The 23636-nt window shown below is 43.4% G+C and carries 14 protein-coding genes; 3 read left to right on the top strand and 11 right to left on the bottom strand.

Going from position 1 to position 23636, the window contains the following annotated elements:
- Positions 1 to 291: 291 nt before the first annotated feature.
- The 3 genes from cobN to ABMY45_RS16230 are packed head-to-tail and all read right to left on the bottom strand — an operon-like array spanning position 292 to position 5092.
- Positions 292 to 4215, bottom strand: a complete 3924-nt coding sequence (gene cobN / locus ABMY45_RS16240) for a cobaltochelatase subunit CobN (RefSeq protein WP_227387807.1) — start codon at positions 4213 to 4215, stop codon at positions 292 to 294.
- Entirely contained in the window at positions 4212 to 4559 is a 348-nt protein-coding gene (locus ABMY45_RS16235; protein WP_010607457.1) for a DUF2149 domain-containing protein, read from the bottom strand. The genes cobN and ABMY45_RS16235 overlap by 4 nt, the downstream gene beginning before the upstream one ends.
- Before the next feature lie 5 nt (positions 4560 to 4564).
- A complete protein-coding gene (locus ABMY45_RS16230; protein WP_130165272.1) occupies positions 4565 to 5092 on the bottom strand; it encodes a MotA/TolQ/ExbB proton channel family protein in 528 nt (175 codons plus the stop codon).
- A 169-nt stretch (positions 5093 to 5261) separates the two neighbouring features.
- Between ABMY45_RS16230 and ABMY45_RS16225 the strand changes: the two genes are divergently transcribed.
- Entirely contained in the window at positions 5262 to 7445 is a 2184-nt protein-coding gene (locus ABMY45_RS16225; protein WP_174170669.1) for a TonB-dependent hemoglobin/transferrin/lactoferrin family receptor, read from the top strand.
- 131 nt (positions 7446 to 7576) lie between these two features.
- Here ABMY45_RS16225 and ABMY45_RS16220 read toward each other — a convergent pair whose 3' ends face one another.
- The 4 genes from ABMY45_RS16220 to ABMY45_RS16205 form a co-directional block, all read right to left on the bottom strand.
- Positions 7577 to 8818, bottom strand: a complete 1242-nt coding sequence (locus tag ABMY45_RS16220) for a hypothetical protein (protein ID WP_206471144.1) — start codon at positions 8816 to 8818, stop codon at positions 7577 to 7579.
- 334 nt (positions 8819 to 9152) lie between these two features.
- Complete coding sequence (locus ABMY45_RS16215) at positions 9153 to 9506, bottom strand: hypothetical protein (RefSeq protein WP_206471145.1); 354 nt, start codon at positions 9504 to 9506, stop codon at positions 9153 to 9155.
- A gap of 24 nt (positions 9507 to 9530) precedes the next feature.
- On the bottom strand, positions 9531 to 10301 hold the full coding sequence (locus tag ABMY45_RS16210; protein WP_206471146.1) for a hypothetical protein: 771 nt from the start codon (positions 10299 to 10301) through the stop codon (positions 9531 to 9533).
- A gap of 277 nt (positions 10302 to 10578) precedes the next feature.
- Positions 10579 to 10770, bottom strand: coding sequence for a hypothetical protein (locus tag ABMY45_RS16205; protein WP_349289167.1), 192 nt, complete (start codon positions 10768 to 10770; stop codon positions 10579 to 10581).
- 468 nt (positions 10771 to 11238) lie between these two features.
- Here ABMY45_RS16205 and dgt point away from each other — a divergent pair, with 468 nt between their 5' ends.
- Positions 11239 to 12762: a dGTPase gene (gene dgt / locus ABMY45_RS16200; RefSeq protein ID WP_206471148.1), complete on the top strand. Its 1524-nt coding sequence runs from the start codon at positions 11239 to 11241 to the stop codon at positions 12760 to 12762.
- 350 nt (positions 12763 to 13112) lie between these two features.
- On the opposite strand, the gene ABMY45_RS16195 is transcribed toward dgt, so the two are convergent.
- From ABMY45_RS16195 to ABMY45_RS16180, 4 genes are all read right to left on the bottom strand, one after another.
- Positions 13113 to 15494, bottom strand: a complete 2382-nt coding sequence (locus ABMY45_RS16195) for a TonB-dependent receptor (RefSeq protein WP_174170664.1) — start codon at positions 15492 to 15494, stop codon at positions 13113 to 13115.
- A 356-nt stretch (positions 15495 to 15850) separates the two neighbouring features.
- Positions 15851 to 17596 (bottom strand): methyl-accepting chemotaxis protein, encoded by a 1746-nt coding sequence (locus tag ABMY45_RS16190; protein ID WP_174170663.1) that lies wholly within the window; start codon positions 17594 to 17596, stop codon positions 15851 to 15853.
- Positions 17597 to 18227: 631 nt separating this feature from the next.
- Positions 18228 to 19604: a glycerophosphodiester phosphodiesterase family protein gene (locus ABMY45_RS16185; protein WP_349289166.1), complete on the bottom strand. Its 1377-nt coding sequence runs from the start codon at positions 19602 to 19604 to the stop codon at positions 18228 to 18230.
- Positions 19605 to 19803: 199 nt separating this feature from the next.
- Entirely contained in the window at positions 19804 to 21357 is a 1554-nt protein-coding gene (locus ABMY45_RS16180; protein ID WP_206471151.1) for a CHRD domain-containing protein, read from the bottom strand.
- Between the two features lie 318 nt (positions 21358 to 21675).
- Here ABMY45_RS16180 and ABMY45_RS16175 point away from each other — a divergent pair, with 318 nt between their 5' ends.
- Entirely contained in the window at positions 21676 to 23523 is a 1848-nt protein-coding gene (locus ABMY45_RS16175; protein WP_349289165.1) for a choice-of-anchor I family protein, read from the top strand.
- Positions 23524 to 23636 lie beyond the last annotated feature (113 nt).

Below are 23636 nucleotides of genomic sequence, written 5' to 3'. Positions count from 1 at the left end.
TCAACTATAAAATATAACTAATTTTTATAGCTCTAGTAATAAACTTTCGGAATAGAATGTAAGAGCGAGGAATAGCATTTACAACATATTTTTTTTAATGGAATTTAAAATATATTTTTGTTTTTACAGTTTTTTACATTCGAAAATAACTCACATTTATTAGCCCACAAGGCCAATCAAAACAAGTAAGTTTATTGCAAATAGGTAAATTACAGTGAGAACACAACAAGCCTATCTCGACTTGCTGTGTTTCTACTGGTGTTTACAAATATTGCCTTATTTGTAGCGCTATCAAGTGTATGTTTTTGAAGTCAACATAGGTCGAACCAAGGGCTGCAGCATACCCGCAAAGAAAATTCCTGCCAGTAGCCACCACAAGGTATAATCAGTTTCAACTTCTTTGCCTTGAGCGACTTGTTCTAACTTTTGACCAGTCACTTGCTCCATATTAGCTTTACTTGCTGTCATATCAACGTTAGGCACAGCTTGCCCAGGCATCAAGGGTACTAAACCAAACCCCGCATTTTGTTGTTCAACATACTCAGTGAACTTTTTATTATCGGTCACTACATCATGTTGATTTGCAATTTCGGTGTAAGTATCTAGCATCTTTTTCAATGTCTCAGGAGAGGCTTTCCAATACCCTTTTCTAACCGCTTCAAGCATACGCTCAAGGATCTGTGCTAATGCTTCGGCATTATGCTGATCAAAGAACTCTCGCATCTTCATGTCATACTTATCATCAACATACACGTCAAAGAACTCTTGCCATTGATCGTCCCTGACCGCTTCGGGTGTCATCACTTCCCAACCCCACATGTTGTTCATTCGATCAAGTATTGCCGTTGCCCCAGCATACCCCGCGTCTTGCATTGCCTGTATCCAGCGAGGATGGAAATACCGACTGCGCATTTCATTGCTCACAAACTGATCTAATGTTTGGGTTTTCTCATGTCCTTTTCGACGTAAGTTCGCTACATACATCTTTGGAGTTTTACCGTCCAGACTGCGAACAGCTAAACCAATTCCACCAAAATATTGAAATGGATCATCATTAGTCATCAAAGCATATAGATTAGTCGAACGAGAAAATACAACGCCATCTGTACCCGATAACACCTTGGCATAGAGTCCTGTTTCTGAAAGATTCTCACTCCAGCGAGATTCATCTTTGCCATAACCGAACCCCATCCGGTCTAAGTAAAGATTCGCAAGCTTACTGTCATCGTCCCACGTATCTGAAGCAAGGCTCATTCCCGCCAAGCCAGTACCGTAAGCACCTGTTTCATTCGAAAAGATCCGTACCGATGAAAGGTAATCAGCATCATCCTCAGATTTTCCTTCCTCTATAAGCTGCTGTTTTAAATTACTAGCATGGCGATAAACAAAGTTGTTTTCTTCTTTCATCTTCGCCACTTTATCAATGGCTTCGGCCAACCACAGCATTACGTTAGGAAATGCGTCGCGATAAAGACCTGTTGCCGATATCACCACATCAATTCGCGGACGCCCCAATTCAGAATATGGGATCACTTCCGTACCAATAATATTACCCTGTGGGTTCCATTTAGGCTTTATACCCATCGCGTGTAAAATTTGTGCTTCTAACGCCCCTTGATGGCGCATAGTCTCTAGGGACCAAAGAGAAAATGCGAGCTTTTGAGGATATCGCCCATGTTTTGCCTGATAATCAGCAACAGTTTGCTCTAGCATGTTAACTCCTGCTTCATAGGCTTCTTTTGATGGTACTTTTGCGGGATTAAAACCAAGCAGATTACGACCTGTGGGCACAGCTGCAGGATTGCGAATAGGATCGCCACCGTGACTTACAGGTATGTATTGTCCTGATAATCCATTCAGTAAGCCCTCTAGTTCAGCGATTTGATGGAAGTTATCCCAATAGGTCTTTGCTAAGTCAATTGGTCCTTTAAGGGTGTCAGGTAACTCTAGTTGTTGTTGCCCACCCAACACGCTCTGCAATAACTGAAAACCCTCAAGTGCTTCAAGCTTTACAACGTTACGCTCATCAATTTGTTGCTCTTTTGCGAAAGCTAAACCATGCTCACGTTCATACTCACCCGCAAGGTGAGTAAAGTCGTCCCCAAGCATTTGTAAGATTGTGCTGTATAGATGCGCCTCTTCCGGTAGTTCGCCAAAAATATGGATCCCTAAAGGTTGGCTCATCTGCGCTAAGGTATTAAGATGATCTTGCAACTTACTAATATGTGCATCGAACGCTTGAGATAAAGCCTTTTCGTCAAGTCCTAAGTCTTTCAGCATATTCAACTTAGTTGCGAGGGTAATGATTTCTGCCCGTGTATTCTCACGCGTCAAGCCTTCAGCAAGCATCAGATAATTTGTAATAAGCTCACTAAGTTCAGCAACGTCCGTATAAAGCCCTGCTTTGGCAAACCCTGGAGTAAGATGACTTATCATAGTCGCTCGGCCTCGACGCTTAGCTTGCATCGCTTCACCAACATTATCAATAATATATGGATAGAACACCGGAATGTTCCCAATTGCCAAATTCGGCGCATCATACACAGATAATCCGCGCTCTTTACCACTTAACCACTCTTGTGAGCCGTGCGTGCCTAAGTGAATTACCGCGTCCGCACCAAACGTCTCTCTAGCATACAAATACATTGCCAAATAACCATGGTTAATAACGGACTTTGTGCTGTGATAGGCTGCTGAATGCTCTTTTGCGTTACTGCCGCGAACCCCTTGAGGCAAAATTATCATGTTGCCTAAGTCCATCCGTGGAATAACAAACATAGGTTCACCATTGTGTTCACGCACCATGGTACTTTCGCTTGGCTTGCCAAATTTTTCCACAATTGGCGCTGTAACGTGTTGTGGCAAAGAGTCAAACCAACGCTGATAAGTGGATAAAGACATATAATCAGCAAGACCAACATCAACCAGTGCTTCAGCATCTTCTCCACGATAATAAGGACGTAAAAGTTTGCCAGCTTGCTCAATAATTTGCTCTGGATGAGCTTGCTTCACATCGTAACCCTTGGCTTTCATTGCATCGGCAATATTCACAATTGAGCTTGGAACATCTAAAAATGCAGCACCTATATTTTTTTCTCCGGGAGGGTAATTCCAGATAAATGTAGCGATTTTTTTCTCACGATTTTTAATATGCGCTAAATTCGCGTGATTAAATGCCCGCTCAACCAGCGCATCAAGCTGCGCCTGCATTACCACCTTCACACCTTTATCATTCGCAGCGATGATGCTCGGATCTACACTCCCTGTATCCTCAGGCATTACTAAGAAAAATGGCGTTAACGAAGGAGAAATGCCAGCATGATCTTGGTTAAAAGCAGCTTCATCACCTTCGGTGTAATTCATTGCATGAATAACTGGCACCCCAATTTGAGCAAACTCAGCACGACGCTTTTCTACGTAGTGAAGTGAGCGGTAATTAATGAGCAAATCAACTCTCGCCCCATTCTCATCCGTTAATAGCTCAGGGTAAGTCAATGACTCGTCATTACCTTCAAAGAAAAAGGCGAGCGCCTTTGCTCCTTTCTTTTGTAATCCATGGATTAAGGCATCCACGACTTGCTGTTGCTCGTAGTCAATTACAGAGCGGTGAATAGCAATCGCGATAACCGGCTGATTGTCTTCAACATCCAACCAGTTAAAGAATTCGCTTTGATTAGCTGTAACGCTAGATTTAAAATCAGGATGATATAGACCTACATTTGGCACTACCTTTACCGGCTCTGGCGCTTCACTCGATAACCCAAATACCTTAGTCGATATGTACAACATCATGTTACGGTAGTTTTGGCTACCTGCATTATTGTAGTATGCGCCCAATGTTGTATGCTGCGACGGGGATAACCCTTGATTCATTTTCATGTTTTCAAGATCCCCTAAAGAGATCACTGGAACCTCTGGATAATCTGTCAAATATGATGTGTAATCTGCAAACATATACTGTGACAGCATAGGATTAATACCATCCAGTAAAATCAACTTAGCACTTTGCCAAGCGGCTCGGATCTCATCTTCTGATTTGCCACGAGTGCTAAAGTTAGTCAGTTTAAAAGGCTGATCTTCGGCCAGCGAGAGCAATAACTCTCCTTTTGATTTAGAAGCATGTCCTGACATCATAATCAACACTTCAGGCTGTTGCTGTGCAAAACTTTGGAAAGAAGACAAAGCTAAAATGAGCAGCGCGAATAGTCGGGTCATCTGTTTGTCTCCTTCGCATTGTTTTCAGTTTTCTTTTCATTCTCTGGAATATAGACAAAACTACCGTCTGCCATTTTATATGCGACCCCGGCTCTCATGCCTTCTCCAGAGCCTATTTCTCCATTAGATTTATATTGCTTAATTTCCTTGCCTTCTTTCACGATCACTTCCATGTTGGGTTCACCGGCGTTTTTTACCACAGTGACATTTTCTGATGTAAATGGACTGAGTGGATTTTGCGCAATAGAAATCAGTAACGCCGCGATAATCACCAAAAAAACATCAACCAAATTTACGGCACTCACAATAGGGTTTAATTCTTCGTCTTCATCTAAAAAGCGCATGGAAATTATTCCCCTCTCAGTTTTCGAATGTTGATCAACTCCTGAGCACACCAACGTTTCTTAACCGAAGCGGGCCAAAAAGTAAGTGTAGAAATAACAAGTCCCCATATTACCGCAGCAAACGCAATAATTAAGTTTTCGCTGATCCCCTGAATGTTACCGTCTGCGAGCGCCTTTAACGCCGGCCCCATTGGGATCATTGTCGCGATAAGACCTAGCATTGGAGCAACCCGCGTAACAATTCGAAGCGTTTCGAGCTGCTTTAACGCAAACACCTCTAACTCATCTTCAGATGCGCTTGGATTCGCAATAAAATAGTTATGAACATGAAAGCCGTTGTAGCTTTGTAACGACTTATTATCTATTCCACGTTGGTATGACAAACGACTTTTCCTACGAATTAAAAATTCGGATACAAAGCGTCCAAGTGCAAAAAATGCGTAAACAAAAAGTACTGATATTACAATAATAACTGGCGTCATTAGCAGCTCAGATACATTGGCCATTAGCATTTCTATTGCTTGTATATTCACAATAATTCCCCTCTATAAATTATCGCGACAATGTACTTGAAAATGTAATAACTTACAACAACGCAAATGGAAATTATTATTATTTAGATTGATCTTTTTGATAATAGAGGTATGATCTTCGCAAATTTTAGTAGCAGCTCAGCAATAAAATATTCATAGGAATCTCATCATGCGCTTTGCAAAAACACACTATTTGCGACTACTTATCGCCTCAATTATTGCTTCTGGATCAACGGTTGCGTTAGCCGATAACGCCGTTTCCGCAGATGATTTAGAAGTTATCGTTGTTAGTGGATCTCGTAGTGAGAAGCCACTTAAAGACGTAGCAGCTAGTATCTCCGTAATGTCTAGCCAAGACATCGAAGAACAAGTAATCACCGATGTAAATCAGCTTTTTCAGTATGATCCAAGTATAAAGATTACGGGTCGTATAGGTGGTGCACAAAATATTCAGGTTCGAGCAATGGGCGGCGATAGAGTATTGATCATAAAAGACGGTATGCGCATGAATGAAGGCTATGGCGCGGATGGACTCAACGATATAGTGGGCCGAGGTTTTATTGATACTGATACGATAAAACAAGTTGAAGTTGCGAAAGGAGCCAGCTCATCTCTCTATGGTTCCGATGCGTTGGGGGGTATTGTGGTATTTACCACCAAAGATGCCAGTGATTATCTTAACGACAATGAGCATCTTGGCGCACGTGTAAGGATAGGCTATAGCGACCTCAGTGAACAAACTAATCTAAGTGCAACGCTAGCAGGCCAGCATGGCAATTTTGACCACTTACTGAGCCTAACAGCCAGAGATGGTAAAGAGGAGCAAAATAAGCACAACACCCGCGCTCCCTTTGATATAGACTCTCAAAGCTTACTTTACAAATTAAAATACAACTTCAACGACAAAGATTATGTCAATGTTTCTGCTGATCTGTGGCGCCAAGATGTAAGTGGCGACCTTGCCGATGGTCTATTGGCATATTTCCGTGGTCTAGCTAAATATGGCTACAACATCGCGACGGAAAGTACAGAGACCGAAAAGCACACAGATTCGTTCCGCCTGAGTTATCACAACGATACGGGCAATAGCGTTTGGGACACAGCACAGTTTAATTTGTATTACACAAACAGTGTTCAAGACGATCAAGAGTATGCTTTACTCGATATTAACGCGCCTATGTTTGGTGTTATCGAAAAACGCGACATGTGGAAAACCGGTACTTATGAGCAAACTACGTATGGTTTTATTTCTCACGCGAGTAAAGCACTCGATAAGCAACATACTCTTGGTTACGGTGTTGATATAGAAACCACTGAGAGCCTACGCACAGTACGTGAATACCGAGAAGTGGAAGGCGAAGTCATCAAAGATGACATTACCAATAAATTCCCGAAAAATGATACACTTCGCGCTGGCCTATTCATCAATGACGAAATAAAGCTACTAGATGACAAACTTATAGTTACGCCAGGCCTACGTTTCGATTATTACAGCATGGACCCAAGCGGTACCTTAAAGACCGACGGTACAGAATTTGCGAAAATAGACGATCAACATTTATCGTTTAATTTAGGTGGTTTGTATTATCTAAACAACATGCTTTCTGTTTTTGCTCAGTACGGCCAAGGGTTCAAAGTACCGCCTTATGATCTAGCCTATATTGAACACTACAATCAGGCTTCTGCAGAATATTTATATGAAATCTTACCGGCAGAGGACTTAAGTCCAGAAGAAAGTGACACCTTAGAACTTGGATTACGTGGCCATATTGGTGACTTCACTATTTCAACTGCACTGTTCCACAATAAGTTTGATAACTTCTTGTCCACAGAACTTATAAGCCGTGAAACCATATTGGATGATGAAGGAAACTTTGCCTATAACCATGACAAATTCCAATACCAGAACATTGATTCAGTTACGATCAAAGGAGCTGAGTTCTCCACCACTTACTATGCTACCGATACATTGTCTGTTTCATTTAGCGCAACATATCAAGATGGTAAAAATGATGAGACAGATGAATATATCAGTTCCATTAATCCGCTGTCAGGGAACCTAGGCTTCAAGTATCAAAATGATATGGTGAGTTCAGATCTTATCCTTAATTTTGCTAAAAAAATGACCAAAGTGAACACAGGTAAATACCAAACTCCTGGATACGGCACGATTGACTGGTTAGCACAAGTTAAATTGGGTGATAATACTGCCGTAAATTTAGCTATCCGTAATCTATTTGATAAAACTTACTACCAACACGGCAATCTTGCAGGCCACGGTATGACAGAAAGCTTAGATGGACTTGAAAGTGCGGGACGAAGCTTTGCAGCCTCTATCCGATATGACTTCTAATACTAATTCGCTTAATTAAGTGAACTATTTTGAGGCGAGAAAACCTTGTCGATAACCCCGGTGAAGGCCAACTTCACCGGTGAACAGCTCTTAGCTTTGCATCTCTACTTGCTTAATTTATCCAAAGTCCGCTATGATTTTTTACGCAGCCAAAAGAGGCTTCCTTCCACGCTTAACCAGGCTTTTTTGCCACCACAATCTATATAACTTAAGACTTCTTCTTTTGAACCCAATGTGTAGCCATATATCTCTTTTTGCTTAGTCTTTTCTTGACCTGTAAGCATCTTGATAAAGTGCTTATTGTACCCTTTGATTGTCGCTTTTAGCTCATTCAAAGCTTTGCTCTCGCCACCCTGCGCAAAATGCATCAGCGCCTCTGCAGATAGCATAAAAATACTCTCTTCTTCATATTCATCAAGGCAAGCTTGTAGTTTATCCCACTGTTTTAAGATGACTAAACCGTTCACATACAGGTATCGACAGGCTTGATTATCGTTTGGATTAAGTCGCTGCAGCACGTCTAGCTCATCAACCGCCTCTTGTACTCTGTCTGCCCAAAAGTAAATCCATGCTTTATGGTAACGAATAAACATATAAGGTCTGGTTTCGTGGATAAGCCAAAAATTGCCTTGATTTTCCTCAATATAATCAGGCGTAATAAAGTCTTGTTCTTCATTAAGGATAAACTGGTCAAGTAAAGGGATTGAATCAATGTGAGTCAATTTGAGTAAGTTCTCAATCAGTGAGTTTCTTATTTCTTCTTGTTCTTCATCAAAATCTTCTTCAAATTCAAACGCTCCGAGCTCGTTGTCTAGCTCAGGGTCCCAAATTAAAGTATCCCCTAACTCCATAATCGCGCCAGCCAAATAACGCTTTACGTCATGAGCCTCGCGCTCAAAAGGCATCGTAGGCTCAGCGTGTGAAAACGCCGCCTTTGCTGCATCTAAGCTAGTAAATCCGGTGAGCTGTTGTTGTAATTCATTTACCGCACCTTTTTGCTCTAGTGACAAGTTCTCAAAAGATACTTTATCCAAGGCCTTAAGCAGACCAAGACAAAAGCTCGGTAACGGAGCCCCTTCTACTAATGATGCTGCAAAGTCTTGCTTAGATAGCGCACACTCTTTTGGCAACTTATAAGTTTTTCCATCCAAGCTTGAGACACACTGTTCATGCAAATACATTAAGGCCTCTAACTGAGCACGGTAAATAGCCGTGTAATCACCAAAGAGCTCAGGCAACCACTCGTGTATTTCAGCAATATCATTAATGGCAACTTTGCCTATCACATAGCCTTCAACAAAATAATAATCCGGTTGATGCTGAGTATCTTGAGAAAAGGCATTAACTGCTTTGCGTAACGCACTTGGAGTCATATTGAATATTCCTTTAACAATTGAATAAGTAGGTAGGAGCCGCTTTATTCGGGGATCTCTACACAAAACATCGCGGAATAAATCCGCTCCCACACTAGCCCCCGCTGGTGGGAGCCGCTTTACGCGGCGATCTCAACAAAAAACATCGTGGAATAAATCCGCTCCCACCATACTAGATCCCACTGGTAAAAACCACTTCAAGTATGAGCCGCTTCGTGCGGCGATCTCTACACAAAACATCGCGGAATAAATCCACTCCCACCACACTAGTCACCGCTGGTGGGAGCCGCTTTACGCGGCGATCTCTTGCACCCCATTACAGAGAACCAATCCCTCACACAACCTTTCGACGCTCCCAACCCCAGCAAAGCGCCAAAGCAAACACACCACTTGCGTAGGTTACATACAAAGGCACTGAGGTGTCGGCATCCTCAGCATACATAAACACACTCGACATCACCCAAGCTACAGCTGCACCAATCAACAGCCATACCGCCGCAGAATACAGCTTATACACTGGCGCACTCAAATAACCCGACAGCACCACGCAAGCCGCTGCTACACCGCCTATCACCGGCTTTTTCCACCAGCCCACATATTCAGCCAACATCCCAGCTAAGGTTGCTGACACGACAAAAGTCACGATGACGATTACGATAGACAGTAAAAATTTAAGGGCTTGGTTCATAATTCACCTTTGCAAAATCACGGACTACTGAACATAGTCCACAACATCCATAGATCTAAAGTTGAGATGCTTTTCTTCATGATGTTCTGCATCCAGTACTACTGACAAGTACGGAGCAAATACCATTTTTTCATCCGATGAGAGCTCAAACTCCATTTTAAACATTCGCTTACTTCCTACAGGTACAGTAAAGTAATCAGAGTTATAACTACCATATCGCTTTTCACCTACATAGTATGCAAGTAATCTAGCTTGACTATCTTTGTGGTCAATCGCATAACTTTTATTTCTAATCCTAAAAGCATTATCACGAGGAAGCAGATTAATAGCGTAAAAGGAGCAAGTAAGATTTTTACCGCGCTTTTCACATTTATCCTTCTTTACTTCAAACCCCGCGTAGTGTTGAAAAGTTTTGACGGGGCCATCGTACTCATCGTTGAACATGGAAAGTGATATCCAAGGATCTTTTAGAAACATCCCGGCTGAAAAAAATGTTGCGCATACAAACACAGTTGAAATTGACTTTATGAATCTCCTAAAAGTGCTTAGTCCAGCTCGCTCAAATTGATAATACAAATAACTTATCATCACCACACTAAGCACCAAAATTGGTATAAAGCGAATCAAGCTACTACCAGAATAAAGCACGTAGGCCTTCACTATCTCAACAAGATCAGTTGCATAAGCACCAATAACGATACTGGTTATAAAAACGGTAAAAGCAACAAATTTATTAAATGAAAATAAAGCCGCTTCTTTTACTGTGTTGCGTTGTTGTGACGCTGAGCCATCCATTTGTTTGCGTGTCCTAGTTACTAAAGTTGTGAAATACAACCAAAGTTTTTATCGATAAATCAATTTACAATCCATCTACATAGAGTTCAAGCTATAACCTATCACCCGTTATGTTGATAGAGAAACCTCTCTGGTTGTTAACCAGCTCCTCTTTGACGCTAATAGCTCATATCTACGCTGCGCTAATTCTCAGAGAGTCTCTACACTTCTCTCAATCACGCAAACGTCACAAACTCCTCATTGGCTTTCATTACTTCATACTCTGGATTTCTTGCCACTATAATAGGTATCGTTCTATGGCGATCATGGTATTTGTAATCGAGTCTGCATTGTTCGCCGTGATACGCTCGAGTAATAGCAAATCCCCATCTAAGATCGGGTATTTACCACCGTTCATAGAGTGACCACGAGCATGAGCTAAGAAGTGTTTTTCAAGGTCAACTTTTCCACATCCCGATGGAGCTGGCATGAAGGACATTTCGCTACTTTCACCAGTTTTAAAGTGGCCGCAGGCAATTTTTAAATTAGGAAATTGTGGCAGCTGTACTACTTGGTTATCTCTATTTAACTTAGCAACTAGGTCTCTAGGAGAGTGTGTATCAAAAAGTGCATAAGACTTGTTCGAAAAGCTGTAGTGGTTACCACCAAAGTGTTAGATATCTTTTGCCAGACCATTAAAACTAGGGTTAAACCAAGCCCGTAGAAATAACAACTATAGATAAGCTAGCCTGATACAAAGCATTACAGTCTCTTTTTATCACTTTACTGGCTTAGTCGGTGTTTTGCCTGTTGTTAATTCGGTGTAGAGATCCTGCGCTACCTTACCTTATATGAAGGTTTGCTTGTAGGCTGGCTATGCGAGGTGCCGATTCGGTTTACAACTTTTCCACATTCACCTACATTGGAAATGTAGCTTGGGTCTCAACAGGAAAGTCGCATGCACTTCAAGAATAAAATAACAAACGAGCGTTCTTATAATACCGGTGGTAGTGAGGCGAGTAGTCTTGAAAGCGATCGTGGGCGTATTATCAACAGTGCTGCGCTTAGACGGCTGCAACAAAAAACCCAGGTGTTTCCGCTTGAGCGTAATGCGGCGGTGCGTTCGCGCTTAACGCACTCTCTGGAGGTGCAACAAAACGGCCGTTACATTGCTAAAAAAATTGTTGATGCGCTGGTGCAGCAAGGTAGGCAAGATTTGCTGCAATATGGAGATAAAAACGGCCAGCAGGTGGATTTGTCTGAGTGTTTGGTCACTCTGTCTGAAATGGCCTGCTTAATGCACGATATTGGTAACCCTGCGTTTGGTCACTTTGGCGAGGCCGCTATCAATGATTGGTTTAAACGCTATTTGAGCCAGCATCAACAGTTTGCAAAAAGTGCTCGAGCGGCGCTTAGGTATGGCTCAAAGGAGAGCAAAGCGTCGGATCTGGCGGTGCTGAATCAAGAAATGGAGTTACTGCTCGATATTTGTAGTTTTGAGGGTAACGCCCAAGCCATTCGCGTTATTCATACACTTTCTCGGCTTAACCTTACCTATTCACAATGTGCCACTGTGATGAAATATACCCGCTGCGCGACTACACCTAAATCAACCGTAGCCATTGATAAGTCTTATTTGCAAAAGAAAGCGGGATACTATTTTAGTGAAAGTGGGTTTGTTAGTGAGCTGTGCGACAAGTTACAGATCCAAGTGGGTAATCGACACCCGGTTACTTATATCATGGAAGCGGCTGACGATATTGCTTATTGCCTTGCCGATATGGAAGACGCTGTAGAAAAAGGCATTATTAGCGTAGATGAGTTAACGGGCTGTTTAATAGAGGAATATCAAAATATCGCGGCAGGGTTTGGGATCACCGATGACAAGCTATTAGAGCTTATGAGTAAAAAACTGCACTATGCCAATGACAAAGCCAGCAAGCATATGGCGAATTTTGATAATGAGTTTTTTATTTGGCTCCGCGTGGGGTTGTTGCACCCGCTTGCAGAACATGCCAAAACGCGTTTTATCGATAACATTAAAGCGATTTACGAAGGGAGTTTTAATGCTTCGTTACTGGAGGATAACAGCCACTTTCATGCCATTGTAAAGTCATTGAAAACGGTGGCGGCCAACAAGGTGTTTTCGAATAAAGAAGTCGAGCAGTTGGAGCTTCAAGGCTACAAGATCACCAGCAGCATATTGAATGAATATCAGCGAGTGCTTGACTTAAACGCTGATGAATTTAACGCAGCATTAAATGGCGGCCATGACTTTGCGATAGAGTCGCGATTGATTAATCGAATTTCCAAAAAGTATGTTGCGGTATACCGCGAGACGGTCGCGCAGCTTAGTGAGGCTGAGCAAGCCGAGCCGATTTTTGAGTTTTATTATCGCTGCCGCCTTATTCAGGATTTTATTAGCGGTATGACGGACCAGTTTGCCTATGATACCTATCGAGCATTGAACGCGTTGGATTGAGGTTGAGGGAGTGAGCGCGCAGTCTTGTTGAAAAGATCGCCGCGTAAAGCGGCTCCTACCAGCGGTGATATTTGGGCAATTATCTAGCGGCAGTGTTGTGTGATGGGAGTGGGTTCACCCCACGATATTGTTGAAAATATCACGGCGTAAAGCGGCTCCTACACAAGATAGTAAGCGGATTTATTCTGCTAACACAGATGTCTGTCGCGGCGTAAAGCCGCTGCTACGAGCGAGCTAAAAGGCGGAGAAATGATCGCCGCGTGAGGCGGCTCTTACCCAAGTGGCAATAAAAAGAGGTGCAAATTGCACCTCTTTTGACTTTTGTAATCTAGTAATGCTTTACATGGGTATTAAAACGTCACGTTGACACCAAACCAAATATTGCGGGCTTTGTCTTTTACATTGTAGTCATCACTAAATACCACTTCGCTTACCACACCACGGCCGCTTAGGTATTCGTATTTACCATCGCCGTTTAAGTCGCTGTAATCTGTGCTATAAGACGTAAAGTCTTCATCCAATAAGTTATTGATACGCGCAAATACAGTAACATTGTCGTTAAAGGTGTATTTAGCACCTAAGTGCAGTAGGTTGTAGTTTTTGTAGTACATGGCTTTGTCTAGGTTATTGTCCCAGCCACGGTAACGATCAGAGCGCATTTCAGCATTTAGCGTTAGTGAGAACTCGTCTGTTACTTGCCAGTTTACCGTGGCATTTGCCATGTGTTCAGCGGTATTGGTTAGTGGTTGACCTTCTTGAGGGCCACTCTTTTGCTCGCTGTCTGTCCAAGTGTAGTTCGCGTAAAGTGAAACTGCATCAGTGAACTGGTAACGACCTGCAAGTTCAATACCTTGGATCTCAACTTTGTCGATATTGATTTTTTGGCTGTAAGTATCGTAACCAAGCTCGTCGTATACGCCCAAATTCACGCATGGTTTTACACCATTGGTTGCAGAGCAGCTCTTGATGGTATCACCACGGGCGATCTTATCGTCAAACTCTGTTGAGAAGTAAGTGATATTAAAATTGTGGTTCTCTGTTGGGTGCGTCCAATACAATGCAACTTCGTTGTTTACACTAGTTTCTGGTTCAAGATCTGGGTTACCAGCAAACGGCGACGTACCTTGACCACCAAAGCCGGTAATACCATTGTATAAGTCAGTCGTTTGTGGCGTTTTATAACCGGTGCTGATCCCGCCTTTTACTGTCCAATCGTCAGACAGCTCATACACACCGTATAGACGCGGAGAAAGTTGGCTACCAAATACATCGTGGTTATCATGACGGACACCCACTGTAACTGTTAGAGGATCGCTCAGGCTCCAGTTATCTTCTACAAATAGAGAGTACATTTGGTGTTCCTGAACGCCTTGATCAACGCCAGACTCCATACCAAATACGCCATCTTGTAATTCACCGTCAACCCACTGACCGCCCACAACAAACACGTGATCGCCAAGTAAGTTGTCAACTGGAATATCCACTCGCGCGTCTAACGTATATTGGTTACTGTTAAGTGTACGCTTTGGACGTGGTAAGAATGTGCTTTCAGCAAGCGCTTTACGTTCTGCTTCTTCCATATCGGCATATTTACCACTGCCATCGTACATGGCTTGTAGTAGTTTACGCTCTGCAACAGAAAGCGGCATAGTACGGCCATTGTTATCGGTATCAACAAACGCCAATGACACAAAGGTTTCAATATCACCAAAAGTACCTTGATGCGTTAGTGACCACCAGCTTCTGTCAAATTCTTGATCCGCCGCATAACCTGCACGTGGATTTACCTTACCACGACTGTCTTGCCAGATTGATTCGATGTTGTCTTTGGTGCCAAGTGGATAGGTAATTTTGCCCGACTCAACGTCGTAGTTTGGTGTATTATCGTACTCTTGATTTGAGATATCATAATCAAAAGTAACTGTGTGGTTGTCGTTTGGTGTGAACACAAACGTCGCACCAAGTTGTGTATTGGTATTGTCAACCGTTCTACCACCACTACCAAAACCGAGTTCACGATGATGCAGCTCACCATTTGGATCGGTTGCAGGTGAAAACTCAGGGTTCGATGCTTGACGCTCATAAATACTACCGCGAGCAGAAAAGTTGAGTAAACCTTTAACTAAAGGCCCATAGATACTGAAATCTGTGGTAATGTCATCACCAAACTGGTCGTTTGTTTGTAGGCTTCGGCCAAAATCGATGCTGCCAGTCCATTCATCTACTGACTTTTTAGTAATAATGTTGATTACGCCGCCCATCGCATCTGCGCCGTAAAGTGTAGAGGCAGGTCCCCTAATGACTTCAATTCGCTCAATGGCACTTTTAGGTGGAATATGGTTAAACGCGTTACCACCAAAGTTATTTGGGTAGATATCACCGTGATTGTTTTGACGCTTACCGTCAATAAGTAGCAGCGTATATTCACCTGTTAAACCACGCATGCTCACACTGCCTTGGCCGGTTTTATCTCGAGTTGTGCCAATATCCACGCCCTCTTGGTACTTCACGGCATCAAGCAAAGTCGTATAGGACTGAGCTTGAATATCCTCAGCCGTGATCACTGAAATACTCGCTGGTGCTTCTGGTATTTTTTGCTCAAAGCCGGTTGCAGTTACAACGATGCGTTCCATATCTGGCTGCGCTTTTACTGAATCTGCAAAAGCAACAGGACTAAGGGCAGAAAGCACCAAAGCAGAGAGTACACCACGTTTAAAAGGCGTGTTTGTCATTGTTAATATCCCAAAATTTATTGCATTAAAGTAAATTTTGGCGAGTACTCTAAATGGAAACTGAACAAAAGTCAAAAATATTGATAATTAATCTCATTTGCATTTTTGATTTAGATCACATTTAAGGGACGTTGTAGGTTTATTGATTTCTCTTAGTCTTGCTCATGAAGAGATCGCCGCATAAAACGGCCCCTACCACATATTTAAACCCTTAGTGGGAAATGCTTTATGCGTATTCATTAGAGACAAGATCGCGGGGTGAATCCGTTCATACAAAATACTTAACCCCTTAGTGGGAGGCGCTGTAGGCGGCGATCAGTAAAGAAGAGACCACCGTGTAAAGTGCTTCCTACGTGCTAAACAGTAAACTCCCTCGCATTATCGTTGAGACGGTGGCTGGTTTGCTCTAACTGCTCAACAATGGCCATAAACTCATTCATCCGCTTAATCGCTTCTTTAGAAATATCACTCAGGCCATTGATATTGGTGTTAATGTCTTCGGTTACCGATAACTGCTCCTGTGAGGCGGTAGCAACCCCCTGAGTCAAATCTTTGATTTTGCTTACAGCTTCAAAGATGCTGTCGAGCACTTCGGAAGATACCATCACCTGCTCTTCCGTCGCTTGCACTTGGCGCTGACTTTGCTGAATGGCGGTATTCGCACTCCCCGCTTTGGTTTGCAGCTGGTTGATGATATCGCGAATTTCTTCTGTGGATTTTTGGGTTCTTTGTGCAAGGGTTCTTACTTCATCTGCAACAACAGCAAAACCGCGGCCTTGCTCTCCCGCCCTTGCCGCTTCGATAGCAGCATTTAATGCAAGCAGGTTAGTTTGCTCCGCAATAGCCTGGATAACGCTCACTACATTTGACACTTGGTCACTTTGCTCAGTCAACTCAGAGATAATATTAGCAGTTTCGTCAAAGCGCACTGACAACTCACTAAATTGCTGGCTGGTTTGCGACATCACTTCCATCCCCCGCTGTGCTTCAAGTTCAACCTGATTCGCATAATCTGCGGTACTCACGGTACTGGACGTGACCTCATTGAGTGTCGCGGTCATTTCTTCCGCAGCCGTAGCAATGGTTTCAAGACGGGCGTTTTGTTCTTCGCTTATCTCTTTGTTACTGCGAATAAAGTGCGCCACTTCTTTGGAAGATTGCGACATCGCGCCACCCGCTGAGCCGATGTTCGTTACTGTATTTTTAAAGCTACTGAGCATACGATTTACGATATTGGCCACCGCTTTAATCTCAGTTGCACCGCTTTCGTCTACCGTTTTTCTAAGATCGTTTGAACTACCTATCTCTTCAAAAGTCCTACCAAGTAACTCTATCGGTTTCACGATACGACGACGAACTAAGTACACGCCAAATAAACTGAAGCATACGGTTATCACTAACATCATCATAGCCCACAAAACATAAGACTCTACAGCACTGTGAGCTCGCACAACATTTTGTTTGGTGCGGCTTTCAAGTTCAGTAAAAAACGATTCAACTGGCTTCATGATGTTGGCTTTATAGCGATGATAATCATCACTGTGGGTAAGCTTAACCGCTTTGTTCAAATCGGGCTCGCCTTGGATGGTGTAATTACCGGCACTATCTTTAAACTTACCTTTTACGGCGTTCATGGCTTCAACTTCTAATGCAACAAGGCCATCGGAATTGGCTTGTGCCTCACTTAAGTAGTTGAGCTCTTTTTGGCTAAAGCCCGCCGCTTTCATAGCATCGAGTAATACTTCTCGCTGACCGTCTGGTTTTGGTTTCTCACCATAGTTAAGCACCAAATCCCAATAAATTTTATGGTAGCCTTCAGGCCTTGGCTTTTCACCATTACGGATCGCTAATACATCCATATACATCTTTTCGTATTTGTCGTTACCAGTTACCGCATAAGTTCTGCCCAATCGCGTTAAATCGTCGGAGCTTTGTCTTAATTCGTCGGCCAGTTGATAAGCTTTATATCGGTTGTCCGCCATTTGCTCAAAATCAAGCAAGGCGTTGTACATGTTAACAACCAATAAGGTAACGATGACGACAAAAACAATAATGCCACCGAATATAGTGGTCATGAGGATACGGATAGAGTTTAACTTCATGATTCTAGCCTTTATTAAAGCGTTCACAATAAAGACTAGTGCAGGGGTTGAGATTCTTCTAGCATAGAATTAGGAACAAATGGAGTTGACATAATAACAGTGAGAGCCAAATCAAAAGATCGCGGGGTAAACCCGCTCCTACCACATATTCAAATCCTTGGTGGGAGCCGCTTTATGCGGCGATAATTAGAAAAAAGATCGCGGGGTAAACCCGCTCCTACCATATACTCAAACCCGTGGTGGGAGCCGCTTTAGGCGGCAATTATTAGAGACAAGATCGCGGAGTGAATCCGCTCCTACCATATACTCAAACCCTTGGTGGGAGCCGCTTTATGCGGCGATAATTAGAAAAAAGATCGCGGGGTAAACCCGCTCCTACCACATATTCAAATCCTTGGTGGGAGCCGCTTTATGCGGCGATAATTAGAAACAAGATCGCGGAGTAAATCCGCTCCTACCATATACTCAAACCCTTGGTGGGAGCCGCTTTATGCGGCGATAATTAGAAAAAAGATCGCGGGATAAACCCGCTCCTACCACATATTCAAATCCTTGGTGGGAGCCGCTTTATGCGGCGATAATTAGAAAAAAGATCGCGGGATAAACCCGCTCCTACCACAATAAACACCGCTTAAATACTGGCAGGCATGCCCATGCAGCTTGCGTAGTAAGTGGTCGTTGCTGGCCAATCAGAGAATACGCCGATTACGCCAACCTCTTTGACCAATACATCTAGCACTTTAAAGGTATCGCCATCGTTATCTATCATCGCCTCACCTGACAGACTGCCGTTGATGCTTTGATAGTACCAACCACCGCCGCTGGCTAGGTGACCAGAGCGCTCTAGTGTCCAAGTGATGATCCCAAGCCCTGCTGCTTTTGCAGCTTTGGCATATGGTGAGGGAACGATTTTCCCCCCTTCTTCGGTTAATAACATCCAAAGTGGCGGTGCGATAATGTTAACACCATCAGCTGCAAGCTCTTCCATCGTTGGTGAAAGTAGCTCTGGGTTATGCACGATTTGCTCTGCTGATACCATGGTTTCATTGTCTACTGCTTGCGCTTCGTATCTGTCGTCCAAATACACTGCCTGTGCACCAAACTCTGGATTTTCTTTTATCCAATAGACGACATCGTCACGATTAAATGACTGCGCCCAGACATTTTTTGGATCTACATTTGCGGCTTTATATTCGTCAATCATTTTTTGTGCGTAGGCTTCTTGTGTAAAACCGTCAAAAGGCATGGCGACAGACGGAGTCTTCAGCTCTGGCGTCATTTTCACGCCTAAACTTTTAAATAACTCAATACTCTGGGCATGGGTCATTAAAGTGCCACGGCTCGAATATAAATCGGTGCGCCAATTTGCCGTGCCATCCATATATTCCGCTACAGTTGTAGCCATTGAGTTCGCGGCATCCATTTTACCTTTTAATGTCTTAAACTCAGCCAAAGTAATGTCGCTGGTACAACACATAGCTTGGGCTGCAATTCCATTTTCAGGATCGCCTGGTACAAATGGGGTTGTACATTTTTGGCCTAAATCCGTTGCTAAAATATTTGTTGTAGTGTGTAAATCACATTGTGAATGGCGACAAACCAGCTCTTTGTCTTCGGTAAAAGCAACGTCACACTCTAAAATCCCAGCACCCATTTTAGCTGCCGCAATATAAGATTCTTTGGTGTGTTCAGGAAACTGCATTGGCGCACCACGGTGTCCAATTGAAAAGTCTGTTTTATAAAAAGGTCCGTTAGCACACTGCTCAAGCTTAGTTTTGAGTGCACTGTCTTCCATATCTTGAATCAAGAAATCAGGCCGTGTGCCCACTTGCATGGCACTTGCGCTACCTGCAGGCACTTCCACAATTACCGGAACTTCAACGACTTTTATTTCAGTCTCCGTTGTGATCACCGGCTTTTCAACCTGCACAACCTCCACAGAATCATCATCACATGCACTCAGTAATAATGCAGCTACGATCGCAGAACAAACGCTTATCTTATTCATTGTAATACCATTATTATTTTAAAGAAGGCTTACGCTAGACGCTTTGTATTACGATTACGGGAACAAATCATGATTTTTTGATTACATATTTTTAACTAAATATAACTCCCCTGACTGGATAATGGTTGTGTAATTTGAATATAAAGAAAAAGAGCCTGCAGTTAACAGACTCTTAGATGCGAGATAATTACCTAAGCGTTTAATTAACTATTTGACCTCTTAACTCACCACTTGGATTTGCTGGTGTATGCACATTCACGTAGTGACCACCGCCAGCCAGAATCGCAAATATTTCCGCTGTCAATGCAGCATTGGCCGGAGCCATCCAGCGATTGGCATCACTACTATCTTGCATTAACGTTAGTAAAACAGGGCCGTTTTCACCAGCAATACCAGTATGTATATGCGCAGCCGTTGCATCGGCAACACCTGAGGTGAGGACTTGTAATTCAAGGTCGAAGCCGTTTCGATTTACCAAAGCATATCCACTACCAGTAGCTGTGGTTGTAACGGCTGGGACTTCTTGCTCGCCACTCAATGGAAACGCTACCAAAGTGTAGTTGTCAGTGAGGATCTGGCCACGTAGTTCACCACTCGCATTTGCTGGTGTATGCACATTAACATAGTGACCACCCGACGCGAGCACTGCAAAAATCTCAGCATTGATCATGGTGTTGTCTGGCGTCATCCATACATTCATATCATCGGTGCTTTGCTCAAGGCCAACTAAAACATCACCATTCATGCCGATCCGACCGGTATGAATATGTGCCGCCGTTGCATCCTCAACACCGCTAGTGACAACTCTGAGCTCTACTTCATAGTTATCAGTGTTAACAAGGGCATAGCCATCACCGGATGCCATTGTTGCTACTGCTGGCACTTCCTGTTTGCCGGATAAGTCAAATGTAGCAACTGCGTAATTGTCCGTCAGGATTTGGCCGCGGATCTCACCATTTGTTAGCTCTGGCGTGTGAACATTGACGTAGTGTCCACCCGAGAGCAAAACATTCAACGTCGCTTCGTCGATCATCGTGTCATCGGGAGTTACCCAATCTGTCATTACTTCGTCGTCCTGCTCTAACACCACAAGCACATCGCCGTTCATACCAATGCGGCCAGTGTGAATATGTGCAGCAGTGGCACCATCAACGCCCATAGTCACCGCGCGAAGGTAAAGCTCGCCGTCGGTGCTGTCGTATGACGCATAACCATACCCCATGGCACTACTTTCATTCATTGGCACCTGTTGTGAGCCATCTAATTTGAACGTGATCACGCTTACCGTGTCAGGCACAATCTGAGCGCGTAACTCGCCGTTTGGAAAGGCTTCGGTGTGTAGATTAATATACCAATCACCATCCAACATATCCTCAATTAGATCCTCAGACAGATCTGTGATCGGAATACTCACTTTATTGTCATCTGATGCTTCAAAGGCGAATGCCACATCGCCATTCGCCCCCAAATCACCATCGTGAATATGTGCAGCACTAAAACCTTCGACGTTGCTGTAGTCGAGTGTTGCTCTGAGTTGCATCAGATTTTCATCAAGCTCAACTGTTGCGGAAGCGGTTTGCATTGACGTATTCATCGGCACTTCTTGCTTTCCTGATAACATCAATTCAAAGGTCTTAGTCGCTGAAAACTCTTGGGCTGGCGGCGGTGGCGGAGGTGTAACAGTATCGTTATCGTCATTATCGCTGCATGCCATAAGAAGCATGAAGCTGGCACTTACTATAAACTTTTTCATTATACTCATCCTGTAGACTCGGTTAAAAAGAATGACTTTTGTCACCCATAGCTAACCCTTACGAACAGCTTTGAATAAAAGTTCATCAAACTTGCAAAATTATTGTATATTTTTTGTCTGTACCTAATTGCACCAACCGCAATACCAACTTTTGCCTGATCACCCTTTGATACCGATGGTACTAACGCTTGAATGGCATTACTTCCAGCTCAGTGATATCAATGAATTTCTCACAATAATTGTGAAACCTCATTGCCATATAAGAGTCATATTTTTGTGATTAAGTAGCTGCTTTAACAATAATAATCAGGATATTTTATGTTTAAGCACTCACTTATCGCGCTCTCTTTGCTTGCTCTTCTCACTGGCTGTTCACTTGATGGTGACGATGGCGCAACAGGCTCGCAAGGGCAACAAGGCGTTGCCGGACAAGATGGTAACGATGGTCAAAATGGTACAAATGGCTCCGACGGCCAAGATGGAGCAAACGGACAAGACGGAACCAATGGCACTAACGCCAATAGCATGCTTGAAATAAGTCTTGTGGGACGCGCAGTGCTTAATGCAGAAAGCCCTGAAGGCGCCGCTGAAATTGTCGCTTACCAAGCATCCAAAAAATGGATATATGCCATTAATAGTTCAGGCAGTGCCGCTGTGGTTGAAGTTATTCCAGCAACCAGCTTTGATACGGCCGCTCTGGTCAAAAATAATGAAGGTGTTATTACCACTACAAATTTAACATCAACCATGACAATCAACTTAAACGACAATACCCCCGGCGACGCAAACAGTATTGCAGTTGACGAAAACAACCAACTATTGGCAGTTGCAATGGCTGCCAAGACTACGGGTGGCGCAGGACAAATCGCTTTTTATGATATCTCAGGTGCAACTCCGGCCTTTGTTAAAAATGTAACGGCAGGTGCACTACCTGATATGGTTACCTTTACTCATGATGGCAGCAAAGTCGTGGTCGCAAATGAAGGGGAACCCGCAGGTGACTACAGCGTTGATCCTGAAGGTAGCATCAGCATAATCAACATTACAAACGGCGTAGTTGCAAATACAGCAACACAATTAAACTTTAGCGCATTTAACACCAAGCAAGCTGAGCTAGAAGCACAAGGCATTGTCTTCGCCAATCCAACTGGTCGCACTATCAATGGCAAACTTATTAATACGACAGTTGCGATGGATTTAGAACCGGAATATGTCACCATCTCTAAAGACAACCGCTTCGCCTATGTTTCAATTCAAGAAAACAACGCACTCGCTATCGTAGATCTCAGTGACAATAGCCTTAATTTAGTCGGTTTGGGATTCAAAGACTGGTCAAATTACACCATGGATGCCTCGGATAAAGATAAAAAGATCAATTTTAAAAAGTACCCCGGTCTTTACGGCATGTATCAGCCAGATACTATCTCTAGCTACACGTGGAAAGGCGCGAACTTTATTGTCTCTGCCAATGAAGGTGATGGTAGAGAATATTTTTTTGATGCTGCCGATGAAGCCGACTGCACCGCAAAAGGTGGCCTAGATTACGATAAAGATGATGGTTGTTTAGCGTACATTGATGAGAGCCGTGCCGAAGATCTTACCTTAGCAAGCAACTTTGCTTATCTCAATAATGACGATGACGACATTGGTCGCCTTAAAGTTACAACGGTGAAAGGCGATGAAAATAATGACGGCCAATATGAAGCGCTGTACACCTATGGTGCACGTTCATTCACCATTTGGGATAGCAACGGCCTTGTGGTGTTCGACTCTGGCGATCAAATCGAGCGGATCACAGCCTCCGTGCATGGCGCACAATTTAACAATGATGAAGACACCAATGAAGGCGATACGCGATCTGATGCAAAAGGCCCAGAGCCGGAAGCACTAGCGCTTGGTCAAATTGGTGAACGCACTTTTGCATTCGTTGGCTTAGAGCGTATGGGTAGTATCATGGTTTACGATATCACCAATCCTTACGATGTTAAGTTTGAAGATTATTTTTACAACCGCGGATTAGTTGAAGATGCCGAAATCAGTGGCGACTTAGCCCCAGAGGGCATGGCATTTATTCCTGCCGACAAAAGTGCAACTGGCGAAGCCTTATTGGTGATCGGTAATGAAATTTCCGGCTCAGTTGCAGTATGGCAAATCGCTGAAAAATAAAGCATTCACATTATGTCGCTGTGGGAGGTGCTCTATGCGCCGATCTTGATGAAAAGATCGCGGGGTGAATCCGCTCCTACAACATACTTAAACCCTTGGTGGGAGCCGCTTTA

Source organism: Pseudoalteromonas sp. XMcav11-Q (assembly GCF_040104525.1).
Classification (GTDB): Bacteria; Pseudomonadota; Gammaproteobacteria; order Enterobacterales; family Alteromonadaceae; genus Pseudoalteromonas.
The sequence above is the reverse complement of the archived record's forward strand: the minus strand, read 5'-3'. Positions and strand labels throughout refer to the sequence as shown.